General features: G+C 63.3%; 17 protein-coding genes, 1 tRNA gene and 1 pseudogene. 6 read left to right on the top strand and 13 right to left on the bottom strand.

What is annotated here, in order from left to right:
* Positions 1–559, bottom strand: a pseudogene (frr, locus tag ADT71_RS20345) (ribosome recycling factor).
* 3 nt (positions 560–562) lie between these two features.
* The gene (gene pyrH / locus ADT71_RS20350; protein WP_054439743.1) at positions 563–1285 is read right to left on the bottom strand and encodes a UMP kinase; all 723 of its coding nucleotides are present in this window, start codon (positions 1283–1285) and stop codon (positions 563–565) included.
* Positions 1286–1362: 77 nt separating this feature from the next.
* On the opposite strand from pyrH, the gene ADT71_RS31575 reads away from it, so the two are divergent.
* Positions 1363–2169: a hypothetical protein gene (locus ADT71_RS31575; RefSeq protein WP_132469078.1), complete on the top strand. Its 807-nt coding sequence runs from the start codon at positions 1363–1365 to the stop codon at positions 2167–2169.
* Between the two features lie 4 nt (positions 2170–2173).
* Here ADT71_RS31575 and ADT71_RS20360 read toward each other — a convergent pair whose 3' ends face one another.
* Entirely contained in the window at positions 2174–2602 is a 429-nt protein-coding gene (locus ADT71_RS20360; protein ID WP_054439747.1) for a helix-turn-helix domain-containing protein, read from the bottom strand.
* A gap of 54 nt (positions 2603–2656) precedes the next feature.
* Here ADT71_RS20360 and ADT71_RS20365 point away from each other — a divergent pair, with 54 nt between their 5' ends.
* Positions 2657–3265 (top strand): NAD(P)-dependent oxidoreductase, encoded by a 609-nt coding sequence (locus ADT71_RS20365; protein WP_197283093.1) that lies wholly within the window; start codon positions 2657–2659, stop codon positions 3263–3265.
* A gap of 82 nt (positions 3266–3347) precedes the next feature.
* Here the strand turns inward: ADT71_RS20365 and tsf are convergent, their stop codons facing one another.
* Together tsf and rpsB are read right to left on the bottom strand one after the other, a co-directional pair.
* On the bottom strand, positions 3348–4271 hold the full coding sequence (gene tsf, locus ADT71_RS20370; protein ID WP_054439749.1) for a translation elongation factor Ts: 924 nt from the start codon (positions 4269–4271) through the stop codon (positions 3348–3350).
* A 145-nt stretch (positions 4272–4416) separates the two neighbouring features.
* Positions 4417–5172 (bottom strand): 30S ribosomal protein S2, encoded by a 756-nt coding sequence (rpsB, locus tag ADT71_RS20375; RefSeq protein WP_054439750.1) that lies wholly within the window; start codon positions 5170–5172, stop codon positions 4417–4419.
* 409 nt (positions 5173–5581) lie between these two features.
* On the opposite strand from rpsB, the gene ADT71_RS20380 reads away from it, so the two are divergent.
* Complete coding sequence (locus ADT71_RS20380) at positions 5582–5860, top strand: hypothetical protein (RefSeq protein WP_054439752.1); 279 nt, start codon at positions 5582–5584, stop codon at positions 5858–5860.
* Between the two features lie 38 nt (positions 5861–5898).
* Here ADT71_RS20380 and ADT71_RS20385 read toward each other — a convergent pair whose 3' ends face one another.
* Positions 5899–6369, bottom strand: coding sequence for a hypothetical protein (locus ADT71_RS20385; RefSeq protein ID WP_132469077.1), 471 nt, complete (start codon positions 6367–6369; stop codon positions 5899–5901).
* 192 nt (positions 6370–6561) lie between these two features.
* Between ADT71_RS20385 and ADT71_RS20390 the strand changes: the two genes are divergently transcribed.
* Positions 6562–6861, top strand: coding sequence for a hypothetical protein (locus tag ADT71_RS20390; protein WP_132469076.1), 300 nt, complete (start codon positions 6562–6564; stop codon positions 6859–6861).
* Here ADT71_RS20390 and ADT71_RS20395 read toward each other — a convergent pair.
* The 3 genes from ADT71_RS20395 to ADT71_RS20405 form a co-directional block, all read right to left on the bottom strand.
* Positions 6839–7579: a phosphatidylcholine/phosphatidylserine synthase gene (locus ADT71_RS20395; protein WP_054439879.1), complete on the bottom strand. Its 741-nt coding sequence runs from the start codon at positions 7577–7579 to the stop codon at positions 6839–6841. The genes ADT71_RS20390 and ADT71_RS20395 overlap by 23 nt on opposite strands.
* Positions 7580–7659: 80 nt before the next feature.
* A complete protein-coding gene (locus ADT71_RS20400) occupies positions 7660–8409 on the bottom strand; it encodes a phosphatidylserine decarboxylase (RefSeq protein WP_054439880.1) in 750 nt (249 codons plus the stop codon).
* Between the two features lie 197 nt (positions 8410–8606).
* A tRNA-Tyr gene (locus ADT71_RS20405) sits at positions 8607–8692 on the bottom strand.
* Positions 8693–8855: 163 nt separating this feature from the next.
* Between ADT71_RS20405 and rlmB the strand changes: the two genes are divergently transcribed.
* Both rlmB and ADT71_RS20415 read left to right on the top strand, forming a co-directional pair.
* On the top strand, positions 8856–9683 hold the full coding sequence (gene rlmB, locus ADT71_RS20410; RefSeq protein ID WP_054439760.1) for a 23S rRNA (guanosine(2251)-2'-O)-methyltransferase RlmB: 828 nt from the start codon (positions 8856–8858) through the stop codon (positions 9681–9683).
* Positions 9684–9829: 146 nt separating this feature from the next.
* On the top strand, positions 9830–10540 hold the full coding sequence (locus tag ADT71_RS20415; RefSeq protein ID WP_231636064.1) for a hypothetical protein: 711 nt from the start codon (positions 9830–9832) through the stop codon (positions 10538–10540).
* Positions 10541–10719: 179 nt separating this feature from the next.
* On the opposite strand, the gene ADT71_RS20420 is transcribed toward ADT71_RS20415, so the two are convergent.
* The 4 genes from ADT71_RS20420 to ADT71_RS20435 form a co-directional block, all read right to left on the bottom strand.
* Complete coding sequence (locus ADT71_RS20420; RefSeq protein WP_054439764.1) at positions 10720–10992, bottom strand: HU family DNA-binding protein; 273 nt, start codon at positions 10990–10992, stop codon at positions 10720–10722.
* Positions 10993–11409: 417 nt separating this feature from the next.
* Positions 11410–11778, bottom strand: coding sequence for a 50S ribosomal protein L19 (rplS, locus tag ADT71_RS20425; RefSeq protein WP_054439766.1), 369 nt, complete (start codon positions 11776–11778; stop codon positions 11410–11412).
* Positions 11775–12521 (bottom strand): tRNA (guanosine(37)-N1)-methyltransferase TrmD, encoded by a 747-nt coding sequence (gene trmD / locus ADT71_RS20430; protein ID WP_054439882.1) that lies wholly within the window; start codon positions 12519–12521, stop codon positions 11775–11777. The genes rplS and trmD overlap by 4 nt, the downstream gene beginning before the upstream one ends.
* Before the next feature lie 57 nt (positions 12522–12578).
* Positions 12579–13493, bottom strand: coding sequence for a LysR substrate-binding domain-containing protein (locus tag ADT71_RS20435; protein WP_054439767.1), 915 nt, complete (start codon positions 13491–13493; stop codon positions 12579–12581).
* Positions 13494–13510 lie beyond the last annotated feature (17 nt).

The raw sequence follows: 13510 nt of genomic DNA on the forward strand, positions 1-13510 counted from the left end.
TCACTTGCCGAGGATTTCCTTCTCCTTGCGGCCGAATTCCTCGTCGAGCTGCTTGATGATATCGTCGGTCAGCTTCTGGACTTCGGTTTCGCCGCGCTTGCGCTCGTCTTCCGAGATTTCCTTCTTCTTCTCGTCCGCCTTCAGGTTCTCGATACCGTCACGCGCACGTTTGCGCACGGCGACGCGCGCCTTTTTCGGCATAGGAGCTGGCGAGCTTGGCCAGTTCCTTGCGGCGTTCCTCGGTCAGGTCGGGAATGGGCAGGCGCAGGGTATTGCCGTCACTGATCGGGTTGAGGCCGAGACCGGCCGAGCGGATCGCCTTTTCGACGGGGCCGATGTTCGACTTGTCCCACACCTGCACCGAAAGCATGCGCGGCTCGGGCGCCGAAATCGTGGCGACCTGGGTGATCGGCGTGTTGGCGCCGTAGACGGTGACCATGATCGGTTCGAGCAGCGCCGTATTGGCGCGGCCGGTGCGCAGGCCCGAAAGATCGTGCTTGAGCGCGTCGATGGCGCCCATCATGCGGCGCTCGAGGTCCGCCTTGTCGTACTTGGCCATGAATCAGGCTCCTTTCTGGACGACCGTCTTGATGCCGCCACCCGCGAGAACAGTGGCAAGATTGCCCTTCTCGCGGATCGAGAACACGACGATCGGGATTGAGTTGTCGCGGCACAGGGCCACGGCGGAGGCGTCCATCACCTTCAGGTTGTCGGCAAGGACAGTGTCGTAGTCGACCGAATCATAACGCTTCGCGTCGGGATTGGTCTTGGGATCGCTGTCGTAGACGCCGTCCACGCTGGTGCCCTTGAGCAGGGCGTCGCAGCGCATTTCGGCGGCGCGCAGGGCAGCGCCCGAATCGGTCGTGAAATAGGGTGCGCCCACGCCGGCGGCGAAGATCACCACGCGGCCCTTTTCGAGGTGACGCTCGGCGCGGCGGCGGATCACCGGCTCGCAGACCTGATCCATCTGGACGGCGGACTGCACGCGGGTTTCCACGCCCAGCTGCTCAAGCGCGTTCTGCATCGCGAGCGCATTCATGACAGTGGCCAGCATGCCCATGTAGTCGGCCTGCGCACGGTCCATGCCGCGCGCGGCACCGGCCATGCCGCGGAAGATATTGCCGCCGCCGATGACAAGGCAGATCTCCAGCCCGGTCTCCTTGGCCGCCTTCACTTCCCTGGCGAGTTCAGCGACGAAATCGGGGTCGATCCCGAACTGCTGGCTCCCCATCAAGACCTCGCCCGACAGTTTGAGAAGGACGCGCTTGTAGGGGGAAGAACTCATGGCCGCACAATCTCCTCTGGGCAGGACCGCCCGGCTTTAGGAGCGCGCGCGCGGATTGCCAAGGGGCGAGCTTGTGGATGAGCGCGGGCGACCCGCAGAAAAGGCCGCAGTTTGACTTGCCTAAGATGAAAGGCAAGAAAAACACCATGGGGACATCGTATATTGCTCGGCATCACCTTTCCTGTCTTGCGGCGATGACGATATTCGTCAGTTTGAGGGGCGATGCTCCGCCAACGCAATATGAATCATTGCCATTATCAGGCAGCGAACAACCGGCTACCTGCAAGCCCGAACTGCGGCCTGACGATCCGGCCCTTCTCACGCGCGAAACGCGTGGCTATTTTCCTAAAGAATGGACATCGCTGGGCCTGCAATGCAATCGTCACTGCTTACCGCTATTCTCGCCTTTTGAAAGAGAATGGTATTCCGATGCCCTCGCCGCAGCGGGGGAGCCATCCTTGGCTTCGGCCTCATTGTCCGATCGGACTGAACAAGAACAGTTTCGATTTACGTGGCTGCCCACTTTCCATCATCCGGTGGTCGTGCGTGTAACTTTCGACGCGGAGGGCGGCCGACTGGACGCCGTAGAACTTTCAGGCTCAGGGGGCTATGAGCCCGGCAAGATCGGCCGACAGATCCATCGCCCCTTGCAGCCTGATGAACTGGTTAAAATCAGGCAGGCATCGGCCGAGACAATGCTATTCGAATTCCGCAGCGTCGAATGCGGCAAGGTCGGAATCGACGGATCCGAATGGCTTTTCGAAAAACGTGACGCCAATGGCTATCACTTTGGCAATTACTGGGCCCCGGAAAAGAACAGGGCACGCCGCACAGGCGAATTAATGCTGCGCTTGACGGGCTGGAAGTTCAGGAAAATTTACTGAAGCCTCACGCTCCGATCAGTCGTTCCCGCTCTCGTGTATCATAGGCACACTGCGCTTCTCCCACCATCGCCATGCGTCGCTCGGCCCAGTCGATCATTGCCTGAAGCGCCTCGATAAGTTCGCTGCCAAGCGGCGTGATCGCATAAATGACGGTGACAGGCACAGTCGGCACGACATGACGCGCGACCAGCCCGTCCCGCTCCAGCGAACGTAAGGTCTGGCTCAGCATCTTCTGCGAGATTCCGTCGATCCGGCGCTTGAGCGCATTGAAGCGCATCTCGCCCCCGCCAAGCGTCGTCAAAATCAGCACGCTCCACTTATCGGCAATACGGTCGAGCAGCTGCCGGGTCGGACAATTCGCGGCATAGACGTCCGGCTGCCTGCCGCCGGTTTCCTCCGAGTAACCCGGTGCGATGAAAGTGCCTTCTTGCATAGGCGCACCCCATGCCACACTTGGTCACTATTGGAAACCAGTGGAGTAATCGTAATGAAGATCGCAGTCCTCGGCGCCAGCGGCCGCGCCGGATCGGAAATCGTCAAGGAAGCCGCCGCACGCGGCCATGAAGTGCTCGCCATCGCGCGCAATCCCGAAAAGATCGCCGCTGCTCCGGGCGTAACCGCCGAAGCCGGCGACGCCGCAGACCCCGAAGCCCTCGCGGCGCTCATCGCCGGTAGCGACGCCGTGATCAGCGCCCTTCACTTCGACGTTCCGGCCGAAACCCTGCTTTCCGCAATCCGCAAGGCCGGAGTTTCGCGCCTGCTGGTCACCGGCGGCGCGGCCAGTCTCGAAGTGGCGCCCGGCAAGCGCCTCATCGATTCGCCCGACTTCCCCGAGGAATGGAAGCCCTTCGCCATGGGCGGCATTACCTTCCTCGACGCCCTGAGAAAGACGGACGACGTGGACTGGACGTTCTTCTCGCCCGCAGCGCTGATCTTCGAAGGCCCGCGCACCGGCTCCTACCGCCCCGGCACCGACCAGCTCGTCACGGACGAAGCGGGCGAGAGCAAGATCAGCTTCGCCGATTACGCCATCGCCATGGTGGACGAACTGGAAGCCCACAACCACAGCCGCGCGCGCTTCACCGCTGCGTACTGATCCGGCGCTACGGCAAGCATAGAAAAAGGGCCGGGAAGCCAACGCTCCCCGGCCCTTTTCTTATCTCGGTATCCGCGAAGGATCAGCCGGCGACAGCGGCAGCCACTTCGGCTGCGAAGTCGGTGACTTCCTTCTCGATGCCTTCGCCGAGCTGGAAGCGGACATAGTCCTTCAGCACGATCTTGGCGCCGGCTTCCTTGCCGGCCTGGTCGACGACCTGCTGGATCGGGGTCTTGTTGTCCATGACGAAGACCTGCGAGAGCAGAGCGTTTTCCTTGGCGTACTTGGCGATCGCTCCGTCGACCATCTTGGCCTGCACGGCTTCGGGCTTGCCCGATTCCGCGGCCTTTTCTTCGGCGATCTTGCGCTCGCGCGCGATCAGCTCGGCGTCGAGGTCGTCGGCGTTGAGGGCCAGCGGGAAGGCAGCGGCGATGTGCATCGCGATCTGCTTGCCGAGCGCTTCGAGAACGTCAGCCGAAGCTTCCGATTCGAGAGCGACGAGCACGCCGATCTTGCCGAGGTTCGGCGCAGCAGCGTTGTGCATGTAGGGAACGACGAGGCCCTGAGCGACTTCGACGGTCTTCAGGCGGCGAACCTGCTGGTTCTCGCCGATGGTCGCAACGTTGTTGGTCAGCGCGTCGCCAACGGTGCCGCCATTCGGGTAGGCAGCGGCCTTGAGCGCTTCCACGTCGTCACCGGCAACGCCGAGGGCGACTTCGGTGGTCTTGCGGACGAAGTCCTGGAACTGGTCGTTCTTCGCAACGAAGTCCGTTTCCGAGTTCACTTCGACGGCAACGCCCTTGGTGCCGGTGACGGCAACGCCGACCAGACCTTCGGCAGCCGTGCGGCTCGACTTCTTGGCGGCAGCGGCCAGACCGCGAGCGCGCAGCGCGTCAACGGCGGCTTCGAGATCGCCACCGGTCTCGTCGAGGGCCTTCTTGCAGTCCATCATGCCGGCGCCGGTGCGCTCGCGCAGGTTCTTCACGTCAGCGGCGGTGTAAGCCATCGCTCAAATCCTCTTGCTTGGTGGGGCCGCATTTCACGACCTTTAAAATGCCCAGGTCGCCCTGCGACCCGGAAATGGAACGCGCGCCAGGCCCATTGGACCCGGCGCGCGACAATTCCATGACGAAAAGTCGTCGCCGGACCTATCAGGCCTCGACTGCTTCCTCGGCAACCGGCACTTCCATGGCGCCGAGATCGGCACCGCTGTTGACCAGCGCGTCACGGCCACCCTTGGTCGCGGCCTGGGCGACGGCGTCGCAGTACAGGCGCACGGCGCGGCTGGCGTCGTCGTTACCCGGGATCGGGAACGAGATGCCCTGCGGGTTCACGTTGGTGTCGAGCACGGCAACGACCGGAATACCAAGGACGTTGGCTTCCTTGATGGCCAGGTCTTCCTTGTTGGCGTCGATCACGAACATCACGTCCGGAATGCCGCCCATGTCGCGGATGCCGCCGAGCGAAAGCTCAAGCTTGTCACGCTCGCGGGTGAGCTGAAGGACTTCCTTCTTGGTCAGGCCGGTGGTGTCGCCCGAAAGCTGCTCTTCAAGAGCCTTGAAGCGCTTGATCGAACCCGAGATCGTCTTCCAGTTGGTGAGCATGCCGCCCAGCCAGCGGTGGTTGACGTAGTGCTGACCGCAAGCGCGGGCGGCCTGTGCGATGGGCTCCTGAGCCTGGCGCTTGGTGCCGACGAAGAGCACCTTGCCGCCGGCCTGGACAGTGGCCTGCACGAACTCGAGAGCGCGCGCGAACAGCGGCACGGTCTGCGAAAGGTCGATGATGTGGATGCCGTTGCGGGCGCCGAAGATGTACGGCTTCATCCGCGGGTTCCAGCGGTGGGTCTGGTGGCCGAAGTGAGCGCCGGCTTCGATGAGCTGCTGCATGGAGACGACAGGAGCCGCCATAGGTAATTCCTTTCCGGTTAGGCCTCTGGAAAGCAGGAACCAGGCGTGGGACGAACCCATGACACCAAGGCACCGGTATGTGCGCTTTCCATGTGGATTGCCCGATTCGCCAGATACCGCGAATTCGGTATCGTCCCTCGAGCGGGGCCGCCCTTAGCGCCGTTGCCGGAGAAAATCCAGCCTCAATTCGATCGCGTTCCGCCGTTCCGCAAAGGCATCTCGTCGCAGACACCTCCGCTTCCGATGCAACTGGCGGAAACCAAACGCCTTCCACCGTTTTTCCACAGGGTAATCCCTGTTATATCCACTGACGCGGAAAGGCAGAGGCTTCCGCTTTCGCAGGAGAAGAGCCGGGGACTTTCGTTCAATGCGCCCAGGGGGGGGCAGGGCGCGAAGCAGGACACATGCAATGAGCCTCCTTCCACCCATCCTATTCGCGATCGGCGCTTGCGTTGCGATCAGGGCGATCTGGGGCACCTATCGCAGCGCCCTCCCTGCGATCCGTGCCCTTCATCGGGCTTCCCACATCGCAGCCGCATCCGGCGACATCGAATGGTCCACGTTCGAGCGCCGCTCCACCACGCATGACAGCACCGCCCGCGCTGTTCGCCGCAACCGGCGCCCTATCCGCTCAAAACCGGCACCGCACCATCCGCAGCGCCCGGTGCGAGAACGCACCGCAGCATAACTCGTCGCCTCAAAAACGGACAGAGTGCGAACTGCGGCTCAGTGCAGTCGCCGCGAACCTTCCAGCCCGAATGCCTGATCGATCGTGCGATCATCCGCAGCCACTTCGGTCTCGATAACCTCATCCAGCAGCGGGCTCGTATGATCGATGATCGCCTGCATCTGCATCACCGCCTCCGCAATCGCCGCCGAAGAACGGCAGGACGGCATCAGGTCAACGATGATGACAAGCCCATGCTGCGAATCCACCGAGAACCGGCACCCCAGCAGGCGGTCGTGCAGCCTAGCCAGAGTCAGGCATAGCGCGGGCCCCGGTTCGACATCGTCCAGCACCAGCCCCTTCACCTGGATCCAGCCATCCACGCAGAACACCGACCAGACGCTTCCCGCTTCCTGATCGTTAAGCACCAGTTCGCTGTCGTCGATGATCTCGATCTCGAACTGGTTGGCCGCGCACCATTCGCGCAATCCTTCGAGTTCGCCAAGGCTGACGCGGGTTTCCTCGCTCATGCGGCGACTTTCGGGAACCGAGCCAAGCACTGGGCAGAAGCCTCCTCGCAGGTCATGCCTTTACGCTTGACAGCATGAGAACAAATTGAGAACAACGTCATCACAGGAACATTGATAGAACGATTCTCGGTTTTCCACAAGCTCTCCACAGGCTGGGCAGAGAATGTGGACGATGGTTCGAAAGGAACGATCATGACTGCATTTGCCGCCTGTCTCTTCGTTGTAGCCGCGCTGGTTTCCGCCCACGTCATCTGGTCGAACTGGCTTCGCCATGCCGATACGGTTCGCGGGCTGCGCACGGCACTGCGCCAATGCCCCGAAACGGTGATGCTGGAATGGAAGATGGTGGAGCGGGTGCCCCTGCCCACGCTCGCAATCCTCAGGAAGGACCGCATGACCCGCATCCGCCGTACCCAGTGGACGCCGGGTTTGGAATGGCCCTCCACGGAGCGCGCGGAAGGCGAATGGACTACCGGGGAACTCGCCGCCTGACCTTCGAGTAGCTGGCGATTCCTACGGGAATCAGCAGGATATAGGCGATGGTGATCACGGCCAGCGTGAACCAGGGCTCGGTCAGCAGCGCGGCCACTGTCAGGCCGACCAGCGCGAGAACGCCAAGACGCAGACTGGGCGGAGGCCGCATCTTTGCCCAACTGAGCGTAGGCAGGCTGGAAATCATCAGGAAAGCGACCAGCACCATCCACACGCTCACCGCGACGGGATTGGCGAATTCGGAAATTCCGCTGGCGATCCACAAGTACATCGGCAGGAACGCGAGCCCGGCGCCCAGCGGCGCGGGAACACCGGTCAGGAAACCTGCCTGCTTGTGAGGCTGGTCCTGCTCGTCAAGCCGGGAATTGAAACGTGCGAGCCGCAACACGCAGCAGATCGCAAACGCCAGCGCCGCGATCCAGCCAAGGCTGGGAAGCTGGTGCAGGGTCCAGAGATAGACGATCAGCGCCGGCGCAACGCCGAACGAGATCGAATCCGCCAGACTGTCCAGTTCGGCACCGAAGCGGGTCTGGGCCTTGAGCAGGCGCGCCGCGCGGCCGTCTATGCCGTCAAGCAGGCCGGCAAGGATGATGGCCTGAACCGCTCGCTCGTAGTCGCCGCCGATGGCAAAGCGAATGCCGGTCAATCCCGAGCAAAGCGCGGCAGCGGTGATGGCGTTGGGCACGAAGACGCGCATCGGAAGCCCGGCGGCCGCCATCCGGCCGCGCGCACGCGGGCCTGCGGCGTCGAGATCGCCGGTCTCGTCGATCCCGGCTTCATCGATCGCAGGCCCATCGTTCACTGGGCGATACCCTCGATCACGGGCGCGGAGCCGAGTTCGGCGAGAATCGTTTCGCCGGCCACGATCTTCTGCCCCATGAGCACCTTGGGCTCGGTTCCAGCGGGAAGATAGACATCCACACGGCTACCGAAACGGATCAGGCCCATGCGCTGACCGGCGGCAAGCATGTCGCCCGGCTTCACGAAGGGAACGATGCGGCGCGCAACCAGACCGGCAATCTGCGTGAAGCAGATGCGAAGCCCGTCGCCGCGCTCCACCAGGATGTGCTGGCGCTCGTTCTCTTCACTCGCCTTGTCGAGATCGGCGTTCACGAACCGGCCGGGAATGTAGATCACCCGGCGCACCGTGCCGCCAATGGGCGTGCGATTGATGTGAACGTCGAACACGCTCATGAAGATCGAGATGCGGGTGACCGGTTCGGTCGACATCGGCTCAGAACCGCTGCCATCCTCCACCGTCAGCTCACGGGGCGGCGATACCTTGCCGATGAGCGTGACCAAGCCGTCGGCCGGAGCGACGATGTAGCGATCATCCTGCGGCGTAACGCGGACGGGATCGCGGAAGAAGGCCAGCACGCACAGCGTCAGGACCGCCAGCGGCCATCCCACCCACGGACCGAAAACGATCCATCCGAACAGCGCGATAGCTGCGGCGATGGCGCCGAACTTGCGACCCTCGCCGTGGATGGAGGGCCAGTTCCAGGACGCTTCGCCGCGTCCCTGATTATCAAGAATTTCTCCGGGCATCACCATCCTCTAGTCAGTGTCCACCGCTCCCGCAATGCCGGGAAGCGAGCCATGTTCCCATTCAACGGGATTGTCGGAAAGACGGCGGGGGATAGTTTTCGGCGAAAAGCGCGACAGGACGCTTGAAGCGGCGTTGCCAGCAAAGGCAAAACCTGGTCAGCCGGACCCCGAAGGGAATGTCCTGTTGAGGAAACCGGTGGTGGACAGGGCTGGATTCGAACCAGCGTACGCTTGCACGGGCAGATTTACAGTCTGCTGCCTTTAACCACTCGGCCACCTGTCCACACCAGTTATGGCGGGGGTCAAACTCTCGAAAGACCCGTTGTGTTGAAGCCCTGAAGTCAGAGCCTCGCTGCCGAGGAGCGCGCCTATGTAGAACCCGGCCTTGCCTGTCAATGGGGGGAATGGCAGGAGCGGCATAGTTTTTTCGAATAAGGACAATTTTCATGACCAATCGTAGCGACCGGCAAGAAGGCGACCGCGAAGGCGGACGCTCCGGAAAGGCGCTGCGCGGCCGCGCGGGCCGGATGAAGAACGGCCGTGGCAGCGGGCGAGCGAGCACGGGCATGATCCGGCTCTGGGGCCGGCACGCGGTAGAAGCCGCGCTGAAGAACCCGAATCGCAACCACCGCAAGCTCTGGGCGACTCGCGAGGGCGTGGAAGCGCTCGACGGCGAACTGCCTGCCGACTTCCCGGTGGAATGGGCACAGCCCGCCGACCTCGCCCGCCTCGTCGCCCGGGACGCCCCGCATCAGGGCCTCGTGCTCGAATGCACGCCGCTCGACGACATCTTCATCGACGACGTGCTCGACGGCGATCCGTCGCGGCCCGTGATCGTGCTCGACCAGGTGACCGACCCGCACAACGTCGGCGCCATCATGCGCTCCGCGGCAGCCTTCAATGCCTGCGCAATCGTTACCCAGGACCGCCATGCGCCCCCGGAATCGGGTACCTTGGCCAAGAGCGCCTCGGGTGCGCTCGAAACCCTGCCCTGGGTCCGCGTGGTGAACCTTGCGCGCGCGCTCGAAGAGATCGCCGAAGCCGGGTACTGGCGCATCGGCCTTGACGGCGCCGCAGAATCCACACTCGGCCAGGCCCTGCCGACCGGCCCCGTCGCGCTCGTGCTCGGCGCCGAGGGGGACGGCATGCGCCACAACATCGTCCAGCACTGCGATTCGATCGCCAAGCTGCCCATCAGCGAGGCCATGGAAAGCCTCAACGTCAGCAATGCGGCAGCCATCGCCCTCTATGCCGTCGCCACGCGGTCCGAATAATCCGAAATCGAGAGGGCACTCATCATGAACCGAATCGAACGGCGTCCTCCGGGACGCGCCTTCTCGCCGGGCTGGGCGTTACCGCCCTCGCCCTGCTTGCGGCGGCCTGCATCTTCGCGCCCGGCAAGTTCACCTCCACCCTGGACTTGCGCAAGGATCGCAGCTTCGCCTTCCGCTACACCGGCGAGATAGTGATGGTGCCGCTCCAGTCATCCAAACCGGCCGTGTTCGAGCCAGAGACCTGCCACGACGACGACTATAACGATCGCGCGTGCACGGACGAAGAACTCGCCCAGCAAAAGACCGACTGGGAAAGCTCCAGCAAGGAAAAGAAGAAGAGCGACGCCCAGGCCGCCCAGATGCTGCTGGGCGGGCTCGATCCGAGCGATCCCAAGGCAGGGGAGCAAATCGCCGAGAAGCTGCGCCGGCAGACCGGATGGAACAAGGTTACCTACATGGGCGACGGCAGGTTCGACGTGGACTTCGCCATCGCCGGACGGCTCGACCATGACTTCGCCTTCCCGACCATCGAAGGCTTCGCGATGAGCAACCATTTCGTGCAGCTTTCGCTGCGCCGCGATGGCACGGTCCGCATGGATGCCCCTTCGTTCGGCCCGCAAGGCGGTTCGTCGGCCATGGGCGCAATGATGAGCGGTGCGCTCAACGACAAGGCCGGTGACATGGCCGACGGCAATACCCAGGCCGATGGCACCTTCACGCTGACCACGGACGGCGAAATCCTCGCCAACAATACCGACGAGGGGGCCGTGACCGCTCCTGGCGGCAAATCGCTGTTCTGGAAGGTCGATCCCCGCACACCGGCAGCGCCGACAGCGCTGGTCAGGCTGAAGCCCTGACGCGGCTTGGCCGGGCCCGAAAGGTCCGGCCATGGCCCGCCTGCCTGGCAGGTCGCCTTCCGGCTTTACGAAAAGTCATGACTTCAAGGACATGACCTCAAACGAAAAACGCTCGCAACCCGAAGGTTGGCGCGGCGTAATCTTATCAGCCTGCGAGGCGAAGCAGGCTGCAAGGATGCTTAGTTGACAGCGTCCTTGAGGCCCTTGCCGGCCTTGAACTTCGGCTGAGCCGAAGCCTTGATTTCCATCGGTTCGCCGGTGCGCGGGTTGCGGCCGGTCGAAGCCTTGCGCTTGGCGACCGAGAAGGTGCCGAAGCCGACCAGGCGAACTTCGTCGCCGGCCTTCAGCGCGCCGGTGATGGCGTCGAACACGCTTTCGACAGCCTTGGTGGCATCGCTACGGGTAAGACCGCTCGAGTCGGCAACGGCGCTGATGAGATCGTTCTTGTTCATTATGGGTACCCCCTAACCTTTCAGTTGAATCGGATGTGACGGGAATATTCGGATTCGCCTCTGGACGGGGACGGAATTGAGCGGGTTTTGCGCGCGGTGTCAAAGCCTAAACAGAGCCAAAAGTGGCAGTTTATCGCGTTTTTCCGCCGTTCAGATGACGATTCCTGAATTGTGCAATGCAGCATTATGGAATGCAGCGCATCTGCTCCCCCTTTCGAGCGAGCCGATACGGTACTGCGCGTATGCCACGCGCCGTTCCTGAGCCGATATCGAGCGATTCGTCGAATGGAATCAGCTCAGTAGATGGCGCAATAAAAGCAACTGCGCCCACCTGCCGCAAGGCGCAAAAAAGGCGGTCCGAAATCGAACCGCCTCTCAGGCTGCCCGCCCCTTTCGGGCCGGGCAATCGACCAGGGCTTACGCCTTGGTGTCGTTGACGCGGCGCTCGGCGATGCGGGCGCGCTTGCCGGTACGACCACGCAGGTAGTACAGCTTCGCACGACGCACGACGCCGTGGCGAACCACGGTGATCGAATCGATGTTCGGCGAGTAGAGCGGGAATACGCGCTCGACGCCTTCACCGAAGCTCATCTTGCGAACGGTGAAGTTCGAACCCATGCCACGGTTCGAGCGCGCGATGCACACGCCCTCGTAAGCCTGGACGCGGGTACGGGTGCCTTCGACAACCTTCACGCCGACGCGGACGGTATCGCCCGGACGGAAGGTCGGGATATCCTTGGCGGCCTTGGCAATTTCCTCGGCCTCGATCTGCTGAATCAGGTTCATGAACCCAAATCCTCGTTTTTGCGCCGCGCACCAGAGGCAGACTGGCCCCGAACGTCCCTGTGACGTTCCCAAAGGTCCGGCCTGCGTGACCGTGTATCCTCCGCCGCCTGTTGTTTCCGCCAGGCAGCGATTTTCGCATGATCCCCCGATCGCAGCACTTCAGGGATCGTGCGCCCTTCCCACTCGGTGGGTCGGGTATATTGCGGGTATTCGAGAAGACCGTCCTCGAACGATTCCTCGGTCCCGCTGGAAGCCGCGCCCATTACGCCGGGAAGCAGGCGAATGCAAGCGTCAAGCAGCAGGATTGCCGCGGGTTCACCGCCGGAAAGCACCGCGTCGCCGACGGACATCTCCTCGACCTGCCGACCTTCGAAGATCCGCTCGTCGAAACCCTCGAACCTTCCGCACAGGACGATGACACCGGGACCGTCCGCGAGCGCGCGCACGCGGGCCTGCGAGATCGGCTTGCCGCGCGGGGTCATCGCGATGATCGGCGCATCGGGATTGATCGAACGTGCATGGTCGATGGCGGCGGCCAGGATATCCACCTTGAGCACCATTCCCGCCCCGCCCCCGGCGGGCGTATCGTCAACCGTGCGGTGCTTGTCCTTCGCGAAATCGCGGATATGCACCGCATCGATCGACCACTTGCCCTCGGCCAGCCCGCGCCCGGCCAGCGACAGGCCGAGCGAGCCGGGGAACATCTCGGGATAGAGGGTGAGAACGGTGGCGTTGAAAGTCATGCGCGCGGCAAAGCCCAAATCGGCCCCCGCGACAAGGGGCTGCGGCCGAAAAGTGGCTCAGAACGGCTCCCATACTTCCGCCGGGAGGCTTCCCTTGTCCGCGGCGACCTCTTCCCGCAGCCATTCGCGCAGCCGCTCGATCTTGCGCAGGCCCACACGACCGTCCGGATGGACCAGCCAGTGCGAATTGCCCGGCATGTAGAGCGTCCCGAAAGGCTGGACGAGGCGACCGCTCGCCATTTCCGCACGCCAGAACAAGGGCGACATCAGCGCCACACCGAACCCGCTCATCACCACGCTGGCCTCGGGCAGTTGGTTGTCCATGTACATCCCGCCGCGCTGGAGCGGCGGCGCATCCACCCCGGCCGCTTCGAACCAGGCAGACCACCAGGGATCGTCAGGGGTCAGGCGCTCGACCCTGAGCAGGTCTTCAGGCCTGCGGATGGCGTGCATTTCGAGGAAGGCGGGCGAACACATCGGCGCCAGGTGCTGCCGGAACAGGAATTCCGAGCGCATTCCCGGCCAGTTGCCCTTCCCTGCCCGAATCGCGACATCGAACGAGGACGCGGAAAGGTCGATCACATCGTTCGACAGCGACAATCGCACCGCGATATCGGGATGGCGCAACTGGAACCGCCCGATCCGCGCGCCCAGCCAGGCCCCGCCGATCGAGGTGAGCGAGGTTATGGACAGGACTTCGTGATCTTCCTCGCGGATGGCCGCGAAGGCTTCCGCCATGCCGCCAAAGGCCGCACTTATCGCGGGAAGCAGGCGAAGCCCCGCCTCCGAAAGCCGGACCCGGCCCTTGCCGCGCACGAAAAGCGCGCGGCCGACCCGGTCCTCCAGCTGGCGGATCTGATAGCTGATGGCGGCCTGGGTCATGCCCAGTTCTTCGGCCGCGCGCGAGAAGTTCTCGTGCCGGCCCGCCGCTTCGAAGGCACGGATAGCGGTCAGGGGCGGAAGGCGGTCCATGCGTAGATCATAAGCCT

The organism is Novosphingobium sp. ST904 (assembly GCF_001298105.1).
Classification (GTDB): domain Bacteria; phylum Pseudomonadota; class Alphaproteobacteria; order Sphingomonadales; family Sphingomonadaceae; genus Novosphingobium.

Coding starts and splice junctions, on each gene's coding strand:
- ADT71_RS20390 (WP_132469076.1), top strand. CDS start 6,562: ATGACTGCATTTGCCGCCTGTCTCTTCGTTGTAGCCGCGCTGGTTTCC.
- trmD (WP_054439882.1), bottom strand. CDS start 12,521: ATGACTTTCAACGCCACCGTTCTCACCCTCTATCCCGAGATGTTCCCC.
- ADT71_RS20435 (WP_054439767.1), bottom strand. CDS start 13,493: ATGGACCGCCTTCCGCCCCTGACCGCTATCCGTGCCTTCGAAGCGGCG.
- ADT71_RS20380 (WP_054439752.1), top strand. CDS start 5,582: ATGAGCCTCCTTCCACCCATCCTATTCGCGATCGGCGCTTGCGTTGCG.
- ADT71_RS20385 (WP_132469077.1), bottom strand. CDS start 6,369: ATGAGCGAGGAAACCCGCGTCAGCCTTGGCGAACTCGAAGGATTGCGC.
- ADT71_RS20420 (WP_054439764.1), bottom strand. CDS start 10,992: ATGAACAAGAACGATCTCATCAGCGCCGTTGCCGACTCGAGCGGTCTT.
- rlmB (WP_054439760.1), top strand. CDS start 8,856: ATGACCAATCGTAGCGACCGGCAAGAAGGCGACCGCGAAGGCGGACGC.
- tsf (WP_054439749.1), bottom strand. CDS start 4,271: ATGGCTTACACCGCCGCTGACGTGAAGAACCTGCGCGAGCGCACCGGC.
- ADT71_RS20365 (WP_197283093.1), top strand. CDS start 2,657: ATGAAGATCGCAGTCCTCGGCGCCAGCGGCCGCGCCGGATCGGAAATC.
- rpsB (WP_054439750.1), bottom strand. CDS start 5,172: ATGGCGGCTCCTGTCGTCTCCATGCAGCAGCTCATCGAAGCCGGCGCT.
- pyrH (WP_054439743.1), bottom strand. CDS start 1,285: ATGAGTTCTTCCCCCTACAAGCGCGTCCTTCTCAAACTGTCGGGCGAG.
- ADT71_RS31575 (WP_132469078.1), top strand. CDS start 1,363: ATGAGCGCGGGCGACCCGCAGAAAAGGCCGCAGTTTGACTTGCCTAAG.
- ADT71_RS20395 (WP_054439879.1), bottom strand. CDS start 7,579: ATGGCGGCCGCCGGGCTTCCGATGCGCGTCTTCGTGCCCAACGCCATC.
- ADT71_RS20400 (WP_054439880.1), bottom strand. CDS start 8,409: ATGCCCGGAGAAATTCTTGATAATCAGGGACGCGGCGAAGCGTCCTGG.
- rplS (WP_054439766.1), bottom strand. CDS start 11,778: ATGAACCTGATTCAGCAGATCGAGGCCGAGGAAATTGCCAAGGCCGCC.
- ADT71_RS20360 (WP_054439747.1), bottom strand. CDS start 2,602: ATGCAAGAAGGCACTTTCATCGCACCGGGTTACTCGGAGGAAACCGGC.